The 21,079-nt window shown below is 70.0% G+C and carries 16 protein-coding genes, 5 tRNA genes and 1 pseudogene; 9 read left to right on the plus strand and 13 right to left on the minus strand.

Going from position 1 to position 21,079, the window contains the following annotated elements:
- From AB0I21_RS54335 to AB0I21_RS54350, 4 genes are all read right to left on the minus strand, one after another.
- Positions 1-1,308: ABC transporter substrate-binding protein (locus AB0I21_RS54335; RefSeq protein WP_360573452.1), on the minus strand; the 1,308-nt coding region annotated here is incomplete at its 3' end.
- Positions 1,309-1,590: 282 nt separating this feature from the next.
- Positions 1,591-2,001, minus strand: coding sequence for an RpiB/LacA/LacB family sugar-phosphate isomerase (locus tag AB0I21_RS54340; RefSeq protein WP_360573454.1), 411 nt, complete (start codon positions 1,999-2,001; stop codon positions 1,591-1,593).
- Between the two features lie 17 nt (positions 2,002-2,018).
- Entirely contained in the window at positions 2,019-2,609 is a 591-nt protein-coding gene (locus AB0I21_RS54345; protein ID WP_360573456.1) for a hypothetical protein, read from the minus strand.
- Between the two features lie 21 nt (positions 2,610-2,630).
- Positions 2,631-3,530, minus strand: a complete 900-nt coding sequence (locus AB0I21_RS54350) for a DMT family transporter (RefSeq protein WP_360573458.1) — start codon at positions 3,528-3,530, stop codon at positions 2,631-2,633.
- A 43-nt stretch (positions 3,531-3,573) separates the two neighbouring features.
- Here AB0I21_RS54350 and AB0I21_RS54355 point away from each other — a divergent pair, with 43 nt between their 5' ends.
- Positions 3,574-4,962: a PLP-dependent aminotransferase family protein gene (locus AB0I21_RS54355; protein WP_360573460.1), complete on the plus strand. Its 1,389-nt coding sequence runs from the start codon at positions 3,574-3,576 to the stop codon at positions 4,960-4,962.
- A gap of 25 nt (positions 4,963-4,987) precedes the next feature.
- Here the strand turns inward: AB0I21_RS54355 and AB0I21_RS54360 are convergent, their stop codons facing one another.
- On the minus strand, positions 4,988-9,268 hold the full coding sequence (locus AB0I21_RS54360; protein ID WP_360573462.1) for a discoidin domain-containing protein: 4,281 nt from the start codon (positions 9,266-9,268) through the stop codon (positions 4,988-4,990).
- 504 nt (positions 9,269-9,772) lie between these two features.
- Here AB0I21_RS54360 and AB0I21_RS54365 point away from each other — a divergent pair.
- Positions 9,773-11,050 (plus strand): ROK family transcriptional regulator, encoded by a 1,278-nt coding sequence (locus AB0I21_RS54365; protein ID WP_360573464.1) that lies wholly within the window; start codon positions 9,773-9,775, stop codon positions 11,048-11,050.
- Here AB0I21_RS54365 and AB0I21_RS54370 read toward each other — a convergent pair.
- Positions 11,028-12,107 (minus strand): cytochrome P450, encoded by a 1,080-nt coding sequence (locus tag AB0I21_RS54370; RefSeq protein WP_360573466.1) that lies wholly within the window; start codon positions 12,105-12,107, stop codon positions 11,028-11,030. The two genes, AB0I21_RS54365 and AB0I21_RS54370, sit on opposite strands and share 23 nt — an antisense overlap.
- 82 nt (positions 12,108-12,189) lie before the next feature.
- Between AB0I21_RS54370 and AB0I21_RS54375 the strand changes: the two genes are divergently transcribed.
- The gene (locus AB0I21_RS54375; protein WP_344502800.1) at positions 12,190-12,816 is read left to right on the plus strand and encodes an alpha-ketoglutarate-dependent dioxygenase AlkB; all 627 of its coding nucleotides are present in this window, start codon (positions 12,190-12,192) and stop codon (positions 12,814-12,816) included.
- Between the two features lie 97 nt (positions 12,817-12,913).
- Positions 12,914-13,273, plus strand: a complete 360-nt coding sequence (locus AB0I21_RS54380; protein ID WP_360573468.1) for an STAS domain-containing protein — start codon at positions 12,914-12,916, stop codon at positions 13,271-13,273.
- Between the two features lie 595 nt (positions 13,274-13,868).
- Here the strand turns inward: AB0I21_RS54380 and AB0I21_RS54385 are convergent.
- The 7 genes from AB0I21_RS54385 to AB0I21_RS54415 all read right to left on the minus strand — a co-directional run bounded on the left by AB0I21_RS54385 (position 13,869) and on the right by AB0I21_RS54415 (position 16,466).
- A tRNA-Val gene (locus tag AB0I21_RS54385) sits at positions 13,869-13,940 on the minus strand.
- Between the two features lie 88 nt (positions 13,941-14,028).
- Positions 14,029-14,103: transfer RNA gene (locus AB0I21_RS54390), tRNA-Asp, on the minus strand.
- 14 nt (positions 14,104-14,117) lie between these two features.
- A tRNA-Gln gene (locus AB0I21_RS54395) sits at positions 14,118-14,188 on the minus strand.
- 5 nt (positions 14,189-14,193) lie between these two features.
- Positions 14,194-14,266, minus strand: a tRNA-Pro gene (locus tag AB0I21_RS54400).
- A 40-nt stretch (positions 14,267-14,306) separates the two neighbouring features.
- Positions 14,307-14,379: transfer RNA gene (locus tag AB0I21_RS54405), tRNA-Trp, on the minus strand.
- A gap of 276 nt (positions 14,380-14,655) precedes the next feature.
- Positions 14,656-15,555, minus strand: a complete 900-nt coding sequence (murQ, locus tag AB0I21_RS54410; protein ID WP_360573470.1) for an N-acetylmuramic acid 6-phosphate etherase — start codon at positions 15,553-15,555, stop codon at positions 14,656-14,658.
- Positions 15,552-16,466: a MurR/RpiR family transcriptional regulator gene (locus tag AB0I21_RS54415; protein WP_344502457.1), complete on the minus strand. Its 915-nt coding sequence runs from the start codon at positions 16,464-16,466 to the stop codon at positions 15,552-15,554. The genes murQ and AB0I21_RS54415 overlap by 4 nt, the downstream gene beginning before the upstream one ends.
- 53 nt (positions 16,467-16,519) lie before the next feature.
- Here AB0I21_RS54415 and AB0I21_RS54420 point away from each other — a divergent pair, with 53 nt between their 5' ends.
- The 5 genes and pseudogenes from AB0I21_RS54420 to AB0I21_RS54440 all read left to right on the plus strand — a co-directional run.
- On the plus strand, positions 16,520-17,515 hold the full coding sequence (locus tag AB0I21_RS54420) for a BadF/BadG/BcrA/BcrD ATPase family protein (RefSeq protein ID WP_360573472.1): 996 nt from the start codon (positions 16,520-16,522) through the stop codon (positions 17,513-17,515).
- A gap of 105 nt (positions 17,516-17,620) precedes the next feature.
- Positions 17,621-19,033: an N-acetylglucosamine/diacetylchitobiose ABC transporter substrate-binding protein gene (ngcE, locus tag AB0I21_RS54425; protein WP_360573474.1), complete on the plus strand. Its 1,413-nt coding sequence runs from the start codon at positions 17,621-17,623 to the stop codon at positions 19,031-19,033.
- Positions 19,034-19,036: 3 nt separating this feature from the next.
- The gene (locus tag AB0I21_RS54430; RefSeq protein WP_360573476.1) at positions 19,037-19,945 is read left to right on the plus strand and encodes a sugar ABC transporter permease; all 909 of its coding nucleotides are present in this window, start codon (positions 19,037-19,039) and stop codon (positions 19,943-19,945) included.
- Positions 19,942-20,784 (plus strand): carbohydrate ABC transporter permease, encoded by an 843-nt coding sequence (locus tag AB0I21_RS54435; protein ID WP_360573478.1) that lies wholly within the window; start codon positions 19,942-19,944, stop codon positions 20,782-20,784. Before AB0I21_RS54430 ends, AB0I21_RS54435 begins: the two co-directional genes overlap by 4 nt.
- Before the next feature lie 49 nt (positions 20,785-20,833).
- A pseudogene (locus tag AB0I21_RS54440) lies at positions 20,834-21,079 on the plus strand (phospholipid carrier-dependent glycosyltransferase); the annotation flags it as partial.

The raw sequence follows: 21,079 nt of genomic DNA on the forward strand, positions 1-21,079 counted from the left end.
CGTCTTCGGCTCCTTGCCGGCGTTACGGGTGGCGATGACGGTGTCGAAGCCGTTCGGCTTGCCACACGCGGCCAGCTCTTCCTTGGCCTTGTCGACCTGCGGCTTGCCCGACTTGGTGTTGAACGGGTCCAGCGCCGGGTCGTGACCCGCGATGTTCGGCGGGAGCATGTTGGTGGCGATGTCGCCGCCGGCGTCCGCGCCGCCGCGGGCGGTCTGCATGCTGATCTTGTCGGTGGCGTACTGCACGGCCTTGCGGCAGTGGATGTTGTCGAAGGGCGGGACCTTCGTGTTGATGGCGAAGTAGCGGATGAAGCCGGTGGTCGGCGCGTCCGCGTTCTTCTTCACCTCCGGGTTGAGCAGGATCTTCGGCTGCGAGCCCTGCTGGACACCGGTCTGCGCGAGGTCGAGGTCGATGTCACCGGCGATCAGCTGGTTGTCGATCTCCTCGACGGCGATGCCGAAGGTGACCTCGATGCGGTCCGGCAGCGCCTTGCGGACCGTGTCCGTCTTCTGGTCCCACTGGTCGTTGCGGACGAGGACGGCCTTCTTGCCCTGGTCGTACGACTCGAACTTGTACGGGCCCGAGGAGATGGGACGGTTGCCGTACTGCTCGCCGTTGTCCTTGGCCTTCGGCACGGGGGCGGCGCCCGGCATCGCGAGCAGGTACGGGAAGTCGCTCAGCGGCTCCTTGAGCGTGAACACGATGGTCTTGTCGTCGGGGGTCTGCACCGACTTCAGGCCCAGCTTGTCGGGGTCGGTGTCCTTGTACGGGCCGGGGTACTTCTGGCCCTGGTCGAGCACGTCGACCAGGTAGGTCGGGCCGCCGGACAGGACTTCCTGTGCGAAGACGCGCTCGACGCCGTACTTGACGTCCTTCGACGTGATCGGCGTGCCGTCCTCGAACTTCAGCCCGTCGCGCAGGGTGAAGGTGTACTTCTTGCCACCGTCCTCGATCTTCGGCAGTTCCGTGGCCAGATCGGGGATGAGCACGAGGCCGTCCTCGCCGGGCTTGGCCTGGTTGGTCAGCAGGGTCCGGACGAAGAACCCCTTCATGAAGTTCCAGACGTTCGCGTAGTACGTCCGCACAGGATCGTACGAGTCGGGGCTGTCGTGGTTGGTGACCTTGAGCGTGCCGCCCTTCTTGTCCGAGGGGTTGACCACCCCGGTCAATGCGGCATTGAAGCCCGCGGCACCTTTCTGACCGGCGCCCTTGCTGGTATCGTCGCTGCTTGGACCGCCTCCGCAGGCGGACAGCACGAGCGACGCGGTGACCGCTCCGGCCACCAGCGCACCTGTTCTGATATTCACGTGTGTTGAACCTTCCCGGATGCCACGACTGTGCGGTCGTGGAGGGTGTTTCGGCACACGGGCAGCACGCATCGCCAGGCGTCCACGATGGACCCTCTACTGTGGACGGGCACGGGCATGCACCGCGCCCACCATGTGGGTCGTCGAGTCGTCTGTACGGGGTACGAGAACCTGCTCGTGTGACGGCGATGTGCGTCGCCGTTCATTGAGCAAAGACCTCGGGCACGGCGAAGCGGTTGCGGTGGGTCAGGTCACGCTTTGGTCAAGCAGCGCCGCGCCGGCTCAGTCGAGGAGCGCGATGTTCGCCGACTCCTCCGGGTCGGGGTCCTCGACGGCGAGAAACGCGGCGAGGACCTCGACCGCGACGTCGGGCGCGAGCCGCTTGAGGCTCATCGCGAGGACGTTGGCGTCGTTCCAGAGCCGGGCGCTCCGGGCGATCCACGGGTCCCAGGCGAGCGCGGCGCGGACGCCGGGCACCTTGTTGGCGGCGATCGCCGTGCCGGTGCCGGTCCAGCACATGACGACGCCGAGGTCGGCGCGGCCCTCGACGACGGCACGGCCGACGGCCGTGCCGAGGTCGGGCCACGGCGCCCCGGGCACGGCGACGTCCAGCACCTCATGCTGCAGGGCGAGGTGCTGGACGACGGCCACGGTGGTCTCGTTGGAGTCGTCTGCGGCGAAGGCGATACGCACGCCTTCAAACCTAACCGTCAGTCGTTCAGGTCGCCGCCCGATGAGCCGGCTTCCAGGGACGACATCATCGACTTGGCCGCGGTGACGAAGTCGGCGCGGACCTTGTCGGGGGTGAGCGTGGTGCCGGCCGGCGCGGTGATGTTCAGGCTGAGGTAGAGGTTGCCGTCGTACAGGTCGAGCTCGTACAGCAGGGCCTTGTCGGCGGTGGTGTACATCGCGAACGCCTTGGTGCCGATGCCGGACACGTCCGCGACGGTCGCGCCCGCCGCGACGCTGGCGTCGGCGGCCTTCTTCACCGAGTCGTAGTGGGTGCGCACGTCCGACTCCGTCGACGGCACGTCGATCATGACGGTCAGGGTGCCGGCCGCCTCGTACGTGACGACGCAGCCCGGGTAGGTGCGGCCGAACGCCTTGGTCTCCTTCGGTTTCTGGTCCTTGACGGTGCCGAACGAGGACAGGCCCTGGGCGGCGGAGACGGTCGCGCAGGCGTCGGCGGGCTTGGCGTAGGTGGTGGAGTCGGCAAAGAAGTACAGGGCCACGCCGCCGCCGCAACACAGCAGCAGCAGCGCGCCCGCGATGATTCCGAGGATGAGGAAGACTTTCTTCACGCGCTGATGCTGGTGTACGGCTCAGCGAAGATCAGTCGCGTAGCGGCCAATGTCGTCAACCCGCCTCGGGGAGCCGGCGCGCAGCCGCTGCGTGAGGGCGACGCACACCAGCACCACCACCGCGGCGGCGACCGCGCCGGGCGGCACGGCCTCGTGCAGCAGCAGCGCCGACCACGCGAGCGTCAGCACCGGCTGCGACAGCTGCAGCTGGCCGATCTTCGCCACCCCGCCCCGGGCGAGCCCCGAGTACCAGGCGAAGAAGCCCAGGAACATCGAGATCACGGTGAGGTACGCGAAGCCGGCCCAGGCGCCCGCGGACGCGTGCGGCGGCTGCCGCCAGGCGGAGACCGCGGCCACGGCGACGGTGCACGGCAGTGACAGGACGAGCGCCCAGCAGATCGTGCGGGCGCCGCCGAGGTCGCGGGCGAGGGCGCCGCCCTCGGCGTAGCCGAGCCCGCACAGGGTGACGGCGGCGAGGAGGAACAGGTCGGCGGGGCCGACCGAGCCGCGCACCGCGCCGCTGGCGCCGAGGAACACGAGCACCGCGGCGAGCCCGGCGCCGCCGGCCACCCAGAACGCGGGCGTGGGACGTTCGCCGCTGCGCAGGACGGCGAAGCCGGCGGTGATCGCGGGCAGGAGGGCGATGACGACCGCGCCGTGCGACGCGGTGCTGGTGACCAGAGCGAGGGACGTGAAGAGCGGGAACCCGACGACGACCCCGAGCGCCACCACCGCGAGCCTGCGCCACTGCGAGGGCGTGGGCCTGGGCGCGCGGGTGACGGCGAGATACGCCAGGGCCAGGAGCCCGGCGCCGACGGCCCGGCCGAACGCGACGAACCACGCGTCGAGATCGCCGACGGCGACCCTGGTGGCGGGCAGCGACATGCTGAACGACAGGACGCCCAGCAGCCCCAGGATCACACCCGTTACCGTCCCGGCGGGAGTAACGCTACTCTTGTCTCTCATGAATGACGATAACGCAGCCGTCCGCGTTATCCAAGATCTCCGGGCGCTGACGGCCGCGCAGGCCCCGGGGTCGCGGCTGCCGACGGTGCGTGAGCTCAGCGCCCGCCACCAGGCGTCGCCGGTGACCGTGACCCGGGCGATCCGCGCGCTGACCGCCGAGGGCGTCCTGGACGCGCAGCCGGGCCGCGGCACGTTCGTCGCGCGCCGCCCGCGCGCCGCGCGGGAGCAGGACCTCGGCTGGCAGTCGATCGCGCTCGGCGCCCGGCCGCCCGGCGAGGACGCGATGCAGGCGCTCCTGGCCGTGCCGCGCCCCGGCATGATCCCGCTGTCCAGCGGCTATCTCGACGCGGACCTGCAGCCGGTGGCGGCGCTCGGCGCGGCCCTCGCCCGCGCGGCCCGGCAGCCGGCGGCGTGGCAGCGCGGGCCGGTCGAGGGCCGGGAGGACCTGCGGGCCTGGTTCGCCCGGACGGCCGGCGGCGAGCTGCGGGCCGAGGACATGAACATCTGCCCCGGCGGGCAGTCGGCGCTGTCGACCGCGTTCCGCGCGCTGTGCACGCCCGGCGACCCGATCCTGGTGGAGGCGCCGACGTATCTCGGTGCGCTCGCCGCCGCGCGGGCCGCCGGGCTGCGGATCGTGCCGGTGCCGGCCGACGCCGAGGGCGTGCGCCCCGACCTGCTCGAGGCCGCCTTCCGGCGCACGGGCGCGCGGCTCTTCTACTGCCAGCCGCTGTACGCGAACCCGCACGGCGCCACCCTGGCGGCGGCCCGCCGCCCCGAGGTGATGGCGGCGGTCCGGGACGCCGGGGCGTTCCTGCTGGAGGACGACTACGCCCGGGACCTCGCGATCGACGACGACCCGCCGCGCCCGCTCGTCGCCGACGACCCGCACGGGCACGTCGTGTACCTGCGGTCGTTGACGAAGTCGGCGGCGCCCGGGCTGCGGGTGGCGGCGATCGGTGCCCGCGGGGCGGCCGGCGCGCGGCTGCGGGCGGCGCGGGTCCTCGACGACTTCTTCGTCGCCGGCCCGCTGCAGCAGGCGGCCCTGGACCTGGTGACGTCGCCGGCGTGGCCGCGGCACCTGAAGGCGCTGCGCACGGAGCTGCGGGCGAGGCGCGAAGCGCTGACGGAGGCTCTCGCGGTGCACGTACCGACGCTGCGGACGCCTCTTGTGCCGGCCGGTGGCCTGCACGTCTGGGCACGGCTCCCGCAGGGCATGGACGACGTGGCGGTCACCAACGAGGCGGCGGCCCGGCAGGTGGTGGTGTTCCCCGGGCGGCCGTGGTTCGCGGCCGAGCCCGACGGCGCCTACCTGCGGCTGACGTTCGCCGCGGCGCCGCCGGACCAGCTGCGGGAAGGTGTCCGGAGACTGCAAGGGGCCGTCGGATGAACCGACGGCCCCTTGGTGGAACCAGTTACGGGTTGATGGTGATGACGAGCAGGGTCGGGTTCAGGTTCCGCACGTTGATGTAGTTGTTCGTCAACGTCAGGTTGTTGAACGTGACCGCGCCCCGGGCGGGACCCTGGCCGGACTCCGGCAGCTCGTTGGCCCAGATCGCGTAGCCGGACTTCGCGTCGAACGCGTCACCGGAGCGCTGGGCGCCGGAGATCGACACGTTCGTGAAGATGGTGTCCGTGATCGGGTTCTGCGGGGAGTTGCCGACGTAGTTCGTCTGGAACATGATGCCGGAGTAGGTCGGGTCGATGATGTCCACGTCGTTGACCCGGATGCCCTGGAACACCTTGGATGCGGAGAACACCCAGATGGCTCCGAAGACCTGGCTGCCCCAGAAGTGGCCGCCGGCGCGGACGATGGAGATGTTCGAGAACTGGGTGGGCGGGCTCGCACCGAAGCCGTTCATCGGGTAGCCGAAGTCGAGCGAGCTGATGGTGATGCCGCTGTAGACCAGGGTGTCCGCGATGTAGATGTTCCGGAACGTGTTCGCGTACCCGCCGTAGACCGCGAGCCCGGCGGCCCGCCAGGTCAGGGTCGTGGACAGGTTCTCGTAGACGTTGTCCTTCTCGTCGGAGCCACCGGCGTCGATCGCCGAGAACAGCGCGAACGCGTCGTCACCGGTCGAGCGGGCGTCGTTGTTGGTCACCAGGTTGTTCGTGCTGCCGTTGGTCATGTTGATGCCGTCGGCGAAGGTGTCCCGGATCCGCGAGTTCTTGATCGTCATGAAGTCCGTGTTGGCACCCCAGTACATGCAGACCATGTGCTCGGTCCAGATGTTGTCGATCGTGATGTTGGAGACGTTGGCGAAGTCGAAGACCTTGCCGGGGCCGTCGTTGCGGATGATGTAGTTACCGAAGTAGGCGAAGCCGGAGAACGTGGAGCCGCCGGCGGCCGCCTCGGCCCGGAAGCCGACGTCGGTGTTGTCCTGCGTGGACGGTGCGTAGAACCGGGTGAACCACGGGCCGGCGCCGATGACCTTGATCGCCTTGCCGTAGACCTGGAACTTGCTGGCCGTCTGGTAGTCACCGGACGGCAGGTAGACACCGAGGGCGGTGCTGCTCTGGCGGGCCTGGTCCAGGGCGTTCTGCACGTCCTGGTGGGTGAAGCCGGCCGGGACGATGTACTTCGTCGGGTCCGGGTTCGGGATGACCGTGGCCTGCTCGAGGTTGATGAAGTCGACCGCGATCGGGCCCGAGTTGGCGGCGTCCTTCTGCAGCTTGATCGTGGCACCGGCCGCGACCGTGGTGCCGAGCAGGACGTTCGCCTCGTCGTAGATGTGGCGCGGGCCGGTGCCGGAGTTCTGCGGCGCCGTCTCGTTGCCGTACAGCCACGCGTACTTCGACGTCAGGGCGATGTTCTTCAGGTAGGTGCCGTTGACGTAGATGTTGAGCGTGGTGTTGGTGTTGTCCGGGATCGAGAACCGCACGACCAGGGTGTTGGTCTGCGCCTTGGTCGTCCACTGCACGTAGTTGCCCGTGCTGTTGAGGTTGACCGCCCGGCGGCCCGACGCCTCACCGGCGATGTCGCCGACGGTGCGGTTCGGCCCGACGACCTGCGCGCCGCCGCCGACGGTGCCGTCCTCGGCCTCGTACATGTCGTACGGCATGTTCGCGCCGCGGCCGACGAAGAACGAGGTGGTGGAGGTGTTGTTGGCCTGCTTGACCGACAGCTCGTTGGTGTCCGCGGCGATCACCGTGGTCACCGTGTACTTGCCGTTCGCCGCGGTCCACGTGCCCAGGTTGACCGGGGTGGTGGTGGCGCCGGCGTTGATGACGCCGGTGTAGGAGCCGGTCAGCGTCTTGACGGTCGCGCCGCTGGTGGCGTCCTTGATGGTCACCGTGATGCCGTGGGCGCCACCGGCGGAGGCCTGGGTGCCCTGGTTCTTGATGGCGACGGTGAACGTGACGGTGTTGCCGGCCGACGGGTTGCTCGGCGACCAGCCCGACGGCGACGCGAGCAGGTCGGACGTCTGCACCGGCGCGACGGTGAACGCCGACCCGGTGAACGTGTTGTTCGTGTCGTCCTGCTCGACGACCGTGTTGCTCTCGTCGACCTTCGCGATCGGCGTGTAGGAGCCCGCGTCGCGGGCGCCGATGCTGGCCGTCACGTTGGTGCTGGCACCGGCGGCGAGGGCGCCGACGTTGGCCGTGCCGACGAGCGTGGTGCCGAAGTAGAACTTGACGTTCGTCGCCGCGGAGCCGGCCGTGCCCTGGTTCTTCACCGTGGCCGTGAGGCTGACCGCGTCGGTCTCGATCGGGTTCGCCGGCGAGCTGGAGATGGCGGTGACGACGAGGTCCGGGTTCGGCGCCGCGACACCGAAGACCTGGAACTCGGCGATCTGGCCCGACGGGGCACCGGTGTTGGAGTTGATCTTCAGCTGGACGTCCGCGACGCGGGCGGTCAGCGTGATGTCGACGCTGTTGCCGGTGGCCGGGTCGAAGCGGTAGTCGCGGGCCGGCACCAGGCTGGTGAGGCCGGACGCGCTCTGCTCACGGCCGAGGACCTCGATGTTCTGGGTCCGGGCGCCCCACGCGGTGCTGGGGTCGAGCTTCAGCGTGATCTTGCTGATGTCGGCGTTCGCACCGAGGTTGGAGGTCAGGGTGGCCGGGAAGCCGCCCGCACCCTCCCAGTAGGTGGTGACGCTGTTGTCGACGGCGTTGGCCGGGACGAACGTGAAGACCGAGCCGTTGGCCGTGACCGGCTTGTTCACCGAGAGGTTGGTGCCGGTCGGCGGGTTGCCGGTGCCGGTGCGGGTGACGGTGTTGCTGGCCGCCGAGTTGTTGCCGGCGCCGTCAACGGCCTTCACCTGGTAGGACACCGTCGCCGTGTCGGGCTGGTTGTCGGTGTACGTCAGGACCGTGCCGGCCACGTTCGCCCGGTAGGAGCCGTTGGCGTAGATGTCGTAGCGGGCGATCGAGCCGCTGTTGTCCGTCGACGCGCCCCAGGTCAGCTTGATCTGGCCGCTGGCCGGCTGGGTGTATGCGAGGTTCGACGGCGCGGTCGGCGCCTGCGTGTCGACGACGGTGCCGGTACGGGTGACCGTGTTACTCTGCGCCGACTGGTTGCCGGCCGCGTCCCGCGCCTTCACGAAGTACTGCACGGTGGCGGTGTCGGGCTGCGAGTCGGTGTAGGTCAGGACGGTGCCCGCGACGCTGGTGCGCAGCACGCCGTTGGCGTAGACGTCGTAGCCCGCGATGGAGCCGCTGTTGTCGGTGGAGGCGGACCAGGTCAGCTTGATCTGGCCGCTGGCCGGCTGGGTGTACGCGAGGTTCGACGGCGCGGTCGGCGCCTGCGTGTCACCGGTGGACGGCCCGTACACCTCGAGCTCGGACAGCTGCGCGGCGGTCCAGCCCGTGTTCGCCGAGATGCTCACCCGGATGTAGCGGGTGGTCAGCTGGGTGAACGGGATGGTCACCGTGTTGCCGGTGCCCTGGTTGAACTCGTACGCCGCGGAGCCGAGGATGTTGGTGAACGTGCTGCCGGTGGTGCTGCCCTGCAGGGTCAGCGTCTGGGTGCGGGTGCCCCAGTTGGTGGGCAGCTTGAGCACGACGGAGCTGACCGGCACGGCCGAGCCGAGGTCGACCTGCACCCACTGCGGCAGCGCGCCGGTGCTCTCCCAGTAGGACGCCTGGTTGCCGTCGCCGGCGTTGGCGGCCGTGTACTGGCCGTTGGTGCTGCTGGAGGAGAACGTCTTGCCGGCGGCGAGGTTGGTGCTCGACGACGCGACGCCGTAGATCTCGAACTCGGAGATCTGCGCGGCCGGCCAGCCGGTGTTGGCGGTGAGGTTCAGCCGCACGTAGCGCGCGTTCGAGGCCGTGAAGTTGATGGTGACGGTGTTCTGCTGCGCGGGGTTGAAGCTGTACCCGACGGAGCCGACGATCGTGCTGAACGAGGTGCCGTCCTGGCTGCCGGTCACCGACAGCGTCTGCGTCCGCGTCGCCCAGGCGGTGTCGTTGGGCAGCTTCAGCTTGATCTGGTCGATGTTCTTCGCGCTGCCCAGGTCGATCTGCGCCCACTGCGGGAAGGCGTTGTTGGCGCTCTCCCAGTAGGAGGCCTGGTTGCCGTCGTTGATGTTGCCGATGCCGTTGGCGCCGTTCGTGCTGCTCGACGTGGCGGGTCGGCCGCTGGCGAGGTTGGTTCCACCGGCGGCCTGCGCCGGCAGCATGTGAGCCGTAACCGCGACCAGGGCTGCCACGGCGAACGCCGAGAGCACCCTTCGCGTCACGTGCCTCTTACTCATCGCGATCCTTCGTTCAGGGGTGTGGTGCGGTGCGGGGAGTTGGCGGCTCCGCGAGGGACGTTGTGGATCCCTCGTGCAGTGGCGGTGCGGTCTTCAGTCAACGGCGGCTGACCCGGTCTTCGGACCGGGTGTGTGGTGGGGCGCGAACGGGCACAGCGGTGCCTCCGGAGACGGGGGATGCGCGGTGGACCTGTTGGCGGACGGGTCACGGCGCGACTCTGACGGCGTCTTGTTGGAATCTTGCATCGGGTTGGCCCAAATGTTGCAGACATGCTACCGATAAGTCAACGGGTGTCACTGGAATCGGCAAGCGCGCGGTTCTGTGGCATCCCGTGGGGTTCCCGCGTTGGATCGTGGGCACCTCGACACACGGCCTGAACGGAGTTTCGAAACGTTCTGGATTCGTTGCTCGCAGGTCTGGTGTTGCCGGGATGTTTCGTGGTTGATTCGTCGGACTGACCGACGAATGAGCTGCGTCGATGGTGTTTGGATGGGGGTCGTTCGATGGCTAGCAAGGAGCGGGCCGGCGCCGGTTCCGTCGACGAGCCCACGGACCAACTCGCCCTGCGCCGCGCCAATCTGAGCCGGACCCTGCGGCATATCCGCATCAACGGACCGCGGTCCCGGGCCGCGATCGCCGCCGCAACCGGCTTGCACAAGGCGACCGTGTCGAGCCTCGTCGACGAGCTGCTGAGCCGGCGGCTCGTGCGCGAGATCGGCACCGAACACTCCGGCAGCGCCGGACGCCCCGGCCGCGGCATCGCCCTCTCCCCCGACGTCGGCGCCGTCGGCATCGAGATCAACGTCGACTACCTCGCGGTGCACGGCAGCGACCTCACCGGGCGCACCGTCATCGAGAAGCGGGTCAGCTTCGACGCCAAGGGCCGCGACGTGGAGCGCTGCCTCGACGACCTGACCCAGGCCGCCCAGCGGACCCTGGCGGAGCTGGTCCGCCGCGGCGTGACCCCGGTCGGGCTCACCGTCGCCGTGCCCGGCCTCGTCGACGTGGGCCGCGGCGTGGTCGTGCTCGCCCCCAACCTCGGCTGGCGCGACGTCCCGGTCGCCACCCGCCTCGCGCACGGCCTCGACCCGGACCTCTGGATCATGGTCGACAACGACGCCAACCTGGCCGCGCAGGCCGAGTACACGTGGGGGGTCGCCGCCGGCACCGACGACCTCGTCTACCTCACCGGAGAGGTGGGCGTCGGCGGCGGCGTCATCGTCAACGGCCGGCTGCTGCGCGGCGCCGACGGCTTCTCCGGCGAGGTCGGCCACCTGCCGGTCGAGCCGGGCGGGTCGAAGTGCGGCTGCGGTCGCACCGGCTGCTGGGAGACCAAGGTCGGCCTCGCCGAGCTGGTCCGCCGCGCCACCCCGGACGTCGCCTACGGCCTGGAGCAGGGGCCGATCCCGGACCCCGAGGAGCGGGTCGCCGAGGTGCTGCGGCGGCTCGCGCGCGGAGACAGGGCGGTGGCGGCGGCGGTCGCGGAGGTCGGGCACTGGCTCGGGCACGGCGGCGCGATCCTGGTCAACCTCTTCAACCCGCGGGTGATCGTGCTCGGCGGCTACTTCGCGGAGCTCGCCGACCACCTGATCCCGTCCGCGCAGGCGAACCTGGCCCGGATGGCGGTCGCCAGCACGGCGGCGCGCTGCCACTTCGTCGCGTCACACCTGGGCTTCACGGCGGCCGCCCGCGGCGGGGCCGGGGTGATCGTCGAGCGGATGATCGAGGATCCGACGGCCGTGTCGCTGGCGCCCGCGCCTACCCTTGCGGTCGCACGGTGATCATGAAGTCCCTGAGCTCGTAGCTCGAGATGTCCGGCTTCTTCGTGACCCGCGGCGGTTTGAGCATGGTGAGCCGCGGCTGCGCGAAGAGCTTGCTGAGGAAGATGTCGGCCTCCTGGACGGCCACGTAGGCGCCCGGGCACTTGTGCGGGCCGTCGCCGAAGGACAGCCCCGGACCTTCGTCCACGCGTTCCAGGTTCGCGGTGCTGACGTCGATGTCGACCAGCCTGCCGTCCGGGATGTCCCCCACGGGGCCGGTCGTGCGCCGCTTGAGGTTGCCCACGACGGGCTCCAGCCGCAGCAGCTCGTGCAGCAGCGCCACCCTCGTGGTGTCGTCGCCGCCGGTGTACCGGTCGCGAAGGGCGTCGTCGGTGAACAGATGCCAGGCGACGACGTTGACGAACTCGCGGGTGGTGACCATGCCGGCCGCGGCGAAGGTCAGGCACTCGCCGAGGATCTCGCCGTCGCGGCAGCCCTCGTCGATCAGGTGCGAGATCAGGTCGTCCCGGCGCTCCCGGCGCCTGACCTTGACCGCCGGCCGCACGTCGGCGAGGTAGATGCCGAGGAACTGGATGTTCTGCTTGAACACCCAGGAGATGCCGTTGAGGCTGGTGAACCCGGGCTTGCCGAACTTCTCCGGGAAGAACCGGTCGAGCCGCCGGTCCAGGCCGGGACGGCTCTCCGTCAGGCCGATCACCGCGCACACGACCTCGATCGCCATGCGGAAGCTCAGCTTGGCGAGGTCGGCCGTCCCCTGCTGCCGGAGCGTCTCGATCTGCTGGTCCGCCGCCCGCTCCATGAGGTCTCGGTAGTGCTCGTCGACCCGCCGCGGGGTGAAGTACCGCGCGGTCTGCCTGCGGTGCTCCCGGTGCTCCTCTCCGTCGCGGTACAGCACCGGGCGGCGGATGCTCGGCGGCAGCTTCTCGACCGTCTCCACGCCGAGGCCCGCCTGGACCGTGTCGGTGCTGCGCAGCACCGCCCGGGCCCGCGCATACCCCGTCACCCGGACGGCGCCGGCGTCGGGTTCGTAGCTGCGATCGATCTTCCGGCTACCCATGGTGACCCATACGATACGGGTTCGCGAGGTTCGCGTGTTGCTCGTACGTCTGTACGAATGCGGGTGTAGCATTGATCGCATGATGGACGTCGCGTACCAGCCTTCGATGCTGGACACGGTCATGCCCGCGGTGGGGCCGCTCACCGGCGGCATGGTGCGCCACGAGCTCAGCCGCGGCGCCTGGGTCGACCACCTTCCGGGCTGGGTCCTCGGCTCCGACGCGGTCCTGTCGACGCTGCTGCACGAGGTGGACTGGCGCGCCGAGCGGCGCAAGATGTATGACGGCGTCGTCGACGTCCCGCGCCTCCTGCGGTGGTATGGCGAGCGCGACGAGCTGCCGCACCCGCTGCTCACCGAGGCCCGCCGCGACCTGACCCGGCACTATGTCGAGGAGCTCGGCGAGCCGTTCGTCACCGCCGGCATGTGCCTCTACCGCGACGGCCGCGACAGCGTCGCCTGGCACGGCGACACCATCGGCCGCGGCGCCCGCTTCGACACGATGGTCGCGATCGTCTCCTTCGGCTCGCCCCGCACCCTCCTGCTGCGCCCCCGCGGCGGCGGCGACAGCATCCGCTTCCCGCTCGGCCACGGCGACCTGATCGTCATGGGCGGCTCCTGCCAGCGCACCTGGGAGCACGCGATCCCCAAGACCGCCCGCCCCGTCGGCCCTCGCGTCAGCGTCCAGTTCCGCCCCACCGGCGTCGCCTGACCGAGGCTTTCTCGCCGGATTCGATCTTTCGATGGATGCGGGAGTGGCGCGCATCCCGTATCGTGAGAGCGGCTCTGATTGTGAGAAGGTGAGCCAGATGAACGAGGTCGATCGTTTCGCGGTATTCCCCGAGTTGCACATCACGGTCGACCCGATGCCCAACCAGGCGCTCCGCGTCAGGGTTGCGGGCGAGGTCACCATGGAGAACGTCGCCCAGCTGCGCACCATCCTCCACCGCGCCATCGACGACGTCCACGCCACCGCCGTCGAGGTCGACCTGAGCCTCGTGTCCTTCATCGACTCGACCGGCATCGGCAAGCTGGTCGCCGCCCGCGCCCACGCCCGCGGCAACCACAGCGACCTGTACATCGTCCACCCCAGCCCCGGCGTCCGCCGCGTGCTCAGCCTGCTGGGCCTCCTGGAGATCCTGAGCGCCCCCGACACCACCGCCGCCTGACCGTCCCGCCCGCTTCGTCGGCCGCCGCGGCCGGCTCGGCGGCCTGGGCGGCCGCCGCGTGAGCTTGGTGCCGCTGGCGGCTGTGCGATTGCCCGCGGCCACAGATCCGGGGCTGTTCGCAGCAGGGCCGGATTGAAAGACCGGCGTTGCCCGGCTTGCAGCTGGGCGCCCGTCGCTCGGGGAGTCGGCAGGCGGCGACCGGAGCGATGGTGCGGACGTTGCCAGTCGGGATGCCGTTGACGGTGAGCCGACCGGCAGCGGTGCGCCTCGATCGGCCCGCACAGCCACGCCTGTCTCGCCTTCATCGATCATCGGGCCACCCGCACCTGCCGGGATCAGCTCGATCACGATGCAGGCAGGCCTCGGTCCACGGCAAGGATGACGGCGTGCGGGGTCGTGGGTCCCGGTGTCGATCCGGGCGCACCGCCCTTATGAGGGGCGGCCGGACAGCCAGCGTCCGTACCCACGGTGGGTCCACAGTGGACGGGCATTCGAAAGGGCGATCGTCGGGAGTCGAACCCGAACCACCAGGGCCACGACCTGGAGTGCACAGCCGGTACACCACGAACGCCATGGAAATGTGGGACTGCTCGCGTACCCGCGGAGGGATTCGAACCCCCGACAGTCTGCTTGTAGGGCAGATGCTCTTCCGTTGAGCTACACGGGCCTGGAACGCGTGGACCGACTCGGGATCGAACCGAGCAGGCGAGGATTGCAAATCGACGCTGCACACCAGTGCTCAGCCCAGTGAACTGCGCCCCGTACCGGATTTGAACCGGCGGTCTCCGCCTTGACAGGGCGGCGTCCACTCCTGACTGGACCGACAGGGCATGTCGTGCAAAAGCTGGGAGCGGAGGATTCGAACCCCCACAGCGAGGACCAAAACCTCGTGGCCTGCCGTTAGCCGAGCTCCCAAAGAGTCGGGAGCCGGGGAATCGAACCCCGCGCTTCCTGGTCCCAAACCAGGTCCGGTCACCAAGCCGGTCGCTCCCGAAGCGAATGCCATCCACTGTGGAGTTGTCAAAGCACAACGCAGGGGCGACAGGATTCGAACCTGCAGCCGTCGGTTTTGGAGACCGGTGCTCAACCAGTTGAGCTACGCCCCTGTGAGAAAAAGAAAACCGCCCGGTCCCTGGAGCGGGGCGGGCGGCGGAAGGCTGAAGAATCTAGCCTCTGCACCAACCCGCGGAACGCGGTCGCGGCTGCGCATCCCAGTGGGCCGCCACGACGGGGGCCATGGGCAGCGCGGCAGCGAGCGCCGGCAGCTGCCGGGCTTGCTGGGCGGTCCAGTGGCTCATCATCGTGACTCCCAAGGTTTGCGTTGTTGACATGGACAACGATAGGCGCGCGCCGACGCGCTGCCAATCGAATTACAAGGCAGACTACAGAGCGTCCAGGGCGCGGTGGACGACGCCGCCGGCGGCGCGCAGGGCGCGGCGGGCCGCGTCGACGTCGACGCGGGCGAGCAGGGTCACCAGTGCCACCTTGGCCTCGTCGCCGGCGGCGGTGAGCGCGGCCTGGCAGGCGTCGGCGGGCAGACCGGTCGCCTGGACCAGCATGCGGACCTGCCGCACCCGCAGCTTGGCGTTGCTGGCGACCATGTCGGTCATGAGGTTGCTGTACGTGCGGCCGAGGCGCACCATCACGGCGGTCGACAGCGCGTTGAGGACGAGCTTCTGCGCGGTGCCGGCCTTCATGCGGGTGGAGCCGGTGACGACCTCGGGGCCGGTGTCGACGGCGAGGTGGATGTCGGCGTACTCGGCGAGGGCGGCGTTGGGGTTGGCGGAGAGCAGGATGGTGCGCGCGCCGCGGTCGCGGGCGGCCCGCAGCGCACCGCCGACGAACGGGGTGCCGCCGCTGGCGGTGACGCCGAGCGCGACGTCGCCGGCCGTGAGCACGCCGCCGGCGGTCGAGAAGCCGGTCTCCGCGTCGTCCTCGGCCGCCTCGACCGCGTCGGTGAGGGCGCGGGTGCCGCCGGCGAGGTGGGCGACGACGTGGCCGGGCTCCACACCGTACGTGGGGCGAAGCTCCGTCGCGTCGAGGACGGCCATCCGGCCGGACGTGCCGGCGCCGAAGTAGTGCAGCCGGTGCCCGGAGCGCAGCGCGTCGACGCAGTCGTCGACGGCCTCGGCGAGGTCGGGGAGCACGGCGGCGACCGCGGCGGCGACGGTCGCGTCCTCGGCGTTGATCAGCTCGAGGATCTGCAGGGTGGGCAGCTGGTCGATCTGGTGGGACCGCGCGTTGCGTTCCTCCGTCGGGGCGATCGGCGGCGAGACGGTCACCAGGGTCCCCGCTCCGGTCGCACCCGCCGGCTGCGGACCGCTTCTCGGGTCTTCTCCACGGCCGCTTTCGTCTGTGCGTACGTCTTCTGCGCGACGCCGACGAACACGCAGTCGACGACGGTGAGCTGCGCGAGCCGGCTGGCCATCGCCCCGGAGCGGAACGTGGTCTCGCGGGCCGCGGTGGTGAGCGTCAGGTCGGCGATGCGGGTGATCGGCGACTTGGGGAAGTTGGTGAGTGCGACGGTCGTGGCGCCGCGCCGGCCGGCCTCGCCGAAGGCCTCGATGGTGTCGACGGTCGTGCCGGTGTGGGAGATGCCGATGGCCACGTCGCGCTCGTCGAGCAGCGCGGCGCTGGTGAGCGCCAGATGGAGGTCCGACCAGGTGTAGGCGACGAGCCCGACGCGGTGCAGCTTCATCTGGAAGTCGCGGGCGACGAACGCGCTGGCGCCGACGCCGTAGATGTCGACCCGGCGGGCGGCGGCGACCGCGTCGATGACCCGCTGCAGGATCTCCAGGTCGAGCTGGGCGGCGGTGTCCTCGACGGCCCGGGCGTCGGCGAAGGCGATCGTCTTGACGACGGTGGCGAGGTCGTCGGTCTGGCTGATGTCGCTGCCGGGCGCCTCGCCCGGGGCGCCGTCGTCCTGCGCCCGCCCCGCCTCCGCCGCGAGCCGCAGCCGCAGCTCCGGATAGCCGGAGAAGCCGATCGCGCGGCAGAACCGGATGACGGTCGTCTCCGACGTCTCGGCCCGCTTCGACAGCTCCGTGATGGTCAACTGGGCGGCGGTGGCGGATTCGTCGGCGACGATCCGTCCGACTCGCTGCTCCGCCGGGGAGAGCGAGGGCAGCAGCCCCCGGATCTTCACCGCGGTGGACGTGGCGCCGCCCTCGGCGGACTGCCGGCTCACCTTCATGTGGGAAAGTTTCCGTTCTCACGCGCTTTTCGTCAATGCAGTACGGTGTTCCGGTGCGAGCACCCCTGGTAGTCGGCGTGGACGCGGGCGCCACCAGCACCCGTTGCGTCGTCGCCACCCTCGACGGCGAGGTCCTCGGCCGTGGTCGCGCGGCCGGCGCCAACCGGAACTCCAGCGGAGGCCGCCCGGCGCAGGCCCTGGAGCAGGCACTCCGCCAGGCACTCAACGGTATCGACCCCGCCGCGGTGGCGTCCGGGGTGGTCGGCGCGGCCGGCGCCGCGGCCGCCGGGCGGGCCGAGGCCCGGGAGGCGGCCGAGGATGCCTGGCGGGCGGCCGGCGCGGCCGGGACGCTCCGCAGCGTCACGGACCTCGAGGTCGCGTTCGCCGCCGGCACCCCGGACCGCGACGGCCTGCTGCTGCTGTGCGGCACCGGCGCCGCGGCGGTGGCGTTCCGCGACGGCACGCCGTCCAGGCGCTGCGACGGCTACGGATGGCTGCTCGGCGACGAGGGGTCGGCGGTGTGGCAGGGCCGCGCGGCGCTGCGGGCGGTGCTGCGTGCCCTGGACGGCCGCGGCCCCGCGACCAGGCTCACCGGACCCGTGACGGAGGCCCTCGGGGCGGACGCCGCCGCGGACCCGGAGGAGCACGCGCAGGCGTTGATCAGGGTGGCGTACCGGCAGCCGCCCGCCGCGCTCGGTCTCCTGGCGCCCCTCGTCGGGCGGGCCGCGCTGGACGACGACGCGGTCGCGTGCGAGGTCGTGTACGAGGCCGCCGGGCACCTGCTGCACGCCCTCGACACGGCCGCCGGTGCACCCGAGGAGCGGGCGCGGCCGGTCGTGCTCGCAGGCTCCGTGCTGCTCACCGAGGGCCCGGTCGCGGACCTGGTCCGGGAAGGGGTCCGGCTGCGGTTCCGGGTCGAGCCCGCCGAGGCCCGCGACGGCGCAGCCGGCGCCGCCGTCCTCGCGATCGCCGCCCTCACCGGGGCGCCGGTGGCTCCCGCCGTACACACGCGGCTGACGGCACCGGGCAACGATTTCGTCAATATTTGAGCCGAACCCCTGGCAGGAACCTTCCTACTCTTGAAACTTCCGTTGGAAACCTTCATTCTCGATCCAACGAGCGCCCCCTCGACCCCCAACGAAGGAGCACGACGGATGAACACGCTGACCCGCAGGGGCGTCCTGCAGACTGCGGCCACCGCCGGTCTGCTGGCCACCGCCCCGGCCGCGCTGAGCGCCTGTGCCACGAGCGATGGCGGCGGGGACTCCAAGGCCGCCCAGGGTGACAAGAGCAACGTCAACCCGCTCGGCGTGAAGGAGGACGCCCCGCTCGAGGTCGTCATCTTCAACGGCGGCTTCGGCGAGGACTACGCCAAGGCCCACGAGGCCATGTACAAGGAGAAATACCCGAAGGCGGAGATCAAGCACTCCGCCACCCAGGAGATCGGCAAGACGCTGCAGCCGCGGTTCGTCGACGGCAGCCCGCCCGACATGGTCAACAACTCCGGCGCCGCCCAGATCGACTTCAACGGGCTCGTCTCGCAGAACGCGCTCACCGACCTCGCCCCGCTGCTCGACGCGCCGAGCCTCGACGTCCCCGGCAAGAAGGTCCGCGACACGCTGCTGCCGGGTTCACTGCTGCCGGGCACCTACAACGGCAAGGTGTTCGCGCTCAACTACGCCTACACCGCCTACGGCATCTGGTACGACGAGAAGCTCCTCGCCGACAAGGGCTGGCAGTACCCGAAGACGTGGGACGAGATGATCGCCCTCTGCAAGACCATCAAGGCGGCCGGCATCGCGCCGTGGACGTACCAGGGCAAGCACCCGCGGTACATGAGCTGGCCCATCCTGTCCGCGGCGGCGAAGCTGGCCGGCCCGGAGGTCCTGCTCGCCATCGACAACCTTGAGCCCAACGCGTGGAAGCACGAGGCGATCAAGACCGCCGCCGACGCGTACTCGCAGCTCGCCCGCGACGGCTTCATCCTGCCGGGCTCCGAGGGCCTGGACCACATCCAGTCGCAGACCGAGTGGTCGAAGGGCAACGCCGTCTTCATCTCCTGCGGCTCGTGGCTGGAGAGCGAGCAGAAGAAGGTCACGCCGCCCGCGTTCAAGATGGCGATCGCGCCGACGCCGAGCCTGAGCAGCGGCGACAAGCTGCCGTTCGAGGCGCTGCGGGGGACCGCCGGCGAGCCGTACATCGTGCCCGCGAAGGCCAAGAACGCCAACGGCGGCATGGAGCTGATGCGCATCATGCTGTCGAAGAAGGGCGCCGCGGACTTCACCCGCAAGACCTCGAGCCTGACCTGCGTCGCGGGCGCCGAGGAGGGCGTCGAGCTGCCGCCCGGCCTCACCAGTGTCACGAAGGCGCTCAAGGCGTCCGGCGACAAGGGCTTCAACTGGGTGTACAACTCCTTCTACCGCAAGCTGGAGCGCAACCTCGTCGACGCGGCCTGCGGCGATCTGTTCACCAATCGGATCAACGCCCAGCAGTTCGTGGAGGCGTGCCAGAAGGGCGCCGACGAGATCGCCAAGGACACCTCGATCACGAAGTACAAGCGGAGCTGACCCATGCGGCACGGTCGGCGCCTGTTCGTGCTCACGTTCCTGCTACCGCCACTGGCGCTGTACGCCGTGTTCGTCATCTCGCCCTACCTGCAGGCGTTCCAGATCTCGCTGACCAACTGGCGGGGACTGTCGCCTGAGTACGAGTACGTGGGGCCGGAGAACTTCAGCCGGCTCCTGCAGGACCACTACGTGTGGAACGCCCTGAAGAACAACGCCATCATTCTCGTGGCCCTGCCGGTCCTCACGATCGTGCTGGCGTTGTTCTTCGCCTCGATGCTCACCATCGGCGGCCGGTCCGGCAAGGCCGGCGTGCGGGGCGTGCGCGGCGCCGCCTTCTATCGCGTCGTCTACTTCTTCCCCCAGGTGCTGTCGGTGGCGATCATCGGCGTGCTGTGGAAGGAGGTGTACGCCCCGCGCAGCGGCATCCTCAACGGGTTCCTGCGCACCATCGGGCTCGACGGCCTCGCGAAACCCTGGCTCGGCGTCCCCGACTTCGCGTTCTGGTGCGTCCTGGCGGTCATGGTGTGGAGCAACGTCGGCTTCTACGTCGTGCTCTTCAACGCCGCCATGCAGTCGATCCCCCGCGAGATCTACGAGGCGGCGATGCTCGACGGCGCCGAGCGCGGCGAGACCCTGCGCAAGATCACCGTCCCGTTGCTGTGGGACACGATCCAGGTGGCGTGGGTGTACCTCGCGATCCTCGCCATCGACGGCTTCGCCATCGTCCAGATCATCACGCTGGGCGGTCCGGGCAACAGCTCCGACGTCATCGGCCTGCGCCTGTACGACACGGCGATGGGCGAGTACAAGTTCGGCTACGCCTCCGCGATCGGGGTCGCGATGTTCTTCCTGACGCTGTCCGTCGCGGTCGTCGCGCTGCGCCTCACCCGCCGGGATCGGATCGAACTGTGAAAAGCCGCTTCCGCGTCGCCAACGCCTTCTCCCACACCGTCCTCGTCGGCTGGGCCGTGCTCACCACGTTCCCGCTCCTCTGGGCGATCCTCAGCGCGTTCAAGGACGACAACGAGATCCTCACCAGCGCGTGGAGCCTGCCGTCGAAGCTGCGCTTCGAGAACTGGAGCCGGGCCTGGAACGAGGCCCACCTCGGCCGCTACTTCCTCAACACCGCCATCGTCGTCGGCGGCGCCCTCACGCTCACCATGCTGCTCGGCGCGATGGCCGCCTACGTGCTCGCCCGGTACACCTTCCGCGGCAGCCGTGTCGTCTACTTCCTGTTCGTCGGCGGCATGATGTTCCCCGTCTTCCTGTCGCTCGTCCCGCTGTTCTTCGTGGTGAAGAACCTCGGCCTGCTCTCCACCCATCTCGGCCTGATCCTGGTGTACAGCGCCTACTCGCTGCCCTTCACCGTCTTCTTCCTCACCGCGTTCTTCCGGACCCTGCCGAGCGAGGTCGCCGAGGCCGCGATGATGGACGGCTGCACGCACTACGGGCTGTACTTCCGCGTCATGCTGCCGATGGCCCGGCCCGGCCTGATCAGCGTCGGCATCTTCAACCTGCTCGGGCACTGGAACCAGTACGTGCTGCCGATCGTCCTCATGCAGGGCGAGGGCGCGGAGAAGAACTGGGTGCTCACGCAGGGGCTCACCGCGCTCGCCGTCAACCAGGGGTACGCCGGCGACTACAGCGCCCTGTTCGCCGGGCTGGCCATCGCGATGCTGCCCGTCCTCGTCCTGTATCTCGCGTTCCAGCGCCAGGTGCAGTCCGGCCTCGCCGCCGGTCACCTGAAGTGACTCCCCCGCCGGGGCATCCCGTGGGAGGCGATACACCTACGATCACCGGATGACCTCGCAAGCGCGGACAGTGCCCGACGTCGTACGCCGCCGGCTCACCCCGCCCGGACCGGCCACCCCAGGGTTCTGGCTGGCGGCGATCCTGGTCACCGCGATCGGGCTGCTCCTTCGGATGGTGAACCTGTCCCATCCGAGGGAGCCGATCTTCGACGAGGTCTACTACGCCAACGAGGCGTGGGACCTGCTCCAGCACGGCGTCGAGTGGAACCCCGAGGACAACACCCCGCAGTACGTG

The organism is Dactylosporangium sp. NPDC050588, assembly GCF_040654975.1.
Lineage (GTDB): Bacteria > Actinomycetota > Actinomycetes > Mycobacteriales > Micromonosporaceae > Dactylosporangium > Dactylosporangium maewongense.

Excerpts from the sequence above, each read along its gene's own strand:
- AB0I21_RS54355 (WP_360573460.1), top strand. The coding sequence starts at position 3,574 with ATGAATGACGATAACGCAGCCGTCCGCGTTATCCAAGATCTCCGGGCG.
- AB0I21_RS54360 (WP_360573462.1), bottom strand. The coding sequence starts at position 9,268 with ATGAGTAAGAGGCACGTGACGCGAAGGGTGCTCTCGGCGTTCGCCGTG.
- AB0I21_RS54365 (WP_360573464.1), top strand. The coding sequence starts at position 9,773 with ATGGCTAGCAAGGAGCGGGCCGGCGCCGGTTCCGTCGACGAGCCCACG.
- AB0I21_RS54370 (WP_360573466.1), bottom strand. The coding sequence starts at position 12,107 with ATGGGTAGCCGGAAGATCGATCGCAGCTACGAACCCGACGCCGGCGCC.
- AB0I21_RS54375 (WP_344502800.1), top strand. The coding sequence starts at position 12,190 with ATGGACGTCGCGTACCAGCCTTCGATGCTGGACACGGTCATGCCCGCG.
- AB0I21_RS54380 (WP_360573468.1), top strand. The coding sequence starts at position 12,914 with ATGAACGAGGTCGATCGTTTCGCGGTATTCCCCGAGTTGCACATCACG.
- AB0I21_RS54415 (WP_344502457.1), bottom strand. The coding sequence starts at position 16,466 with ATGAAGGTGAGCCGGCAGTCCGCCGAGGGCGGCGCCACGTCCACCGCG.
- ngcE (WP_360573474.1), top strand. The coding sequence starts at position 17,621 with ATGAACACGCTGACCCGCAGGGGCGTCCTGCAGACTGCGGCCACCGCC.
- AB0I21_RS54430 (WP_360573476.1), top strand. The coding sequence starts at position 19,037 with ATGCGGCACGGTCGGCGCCTGTTCGTGCTCACGTTCCTGCTACCGCCA.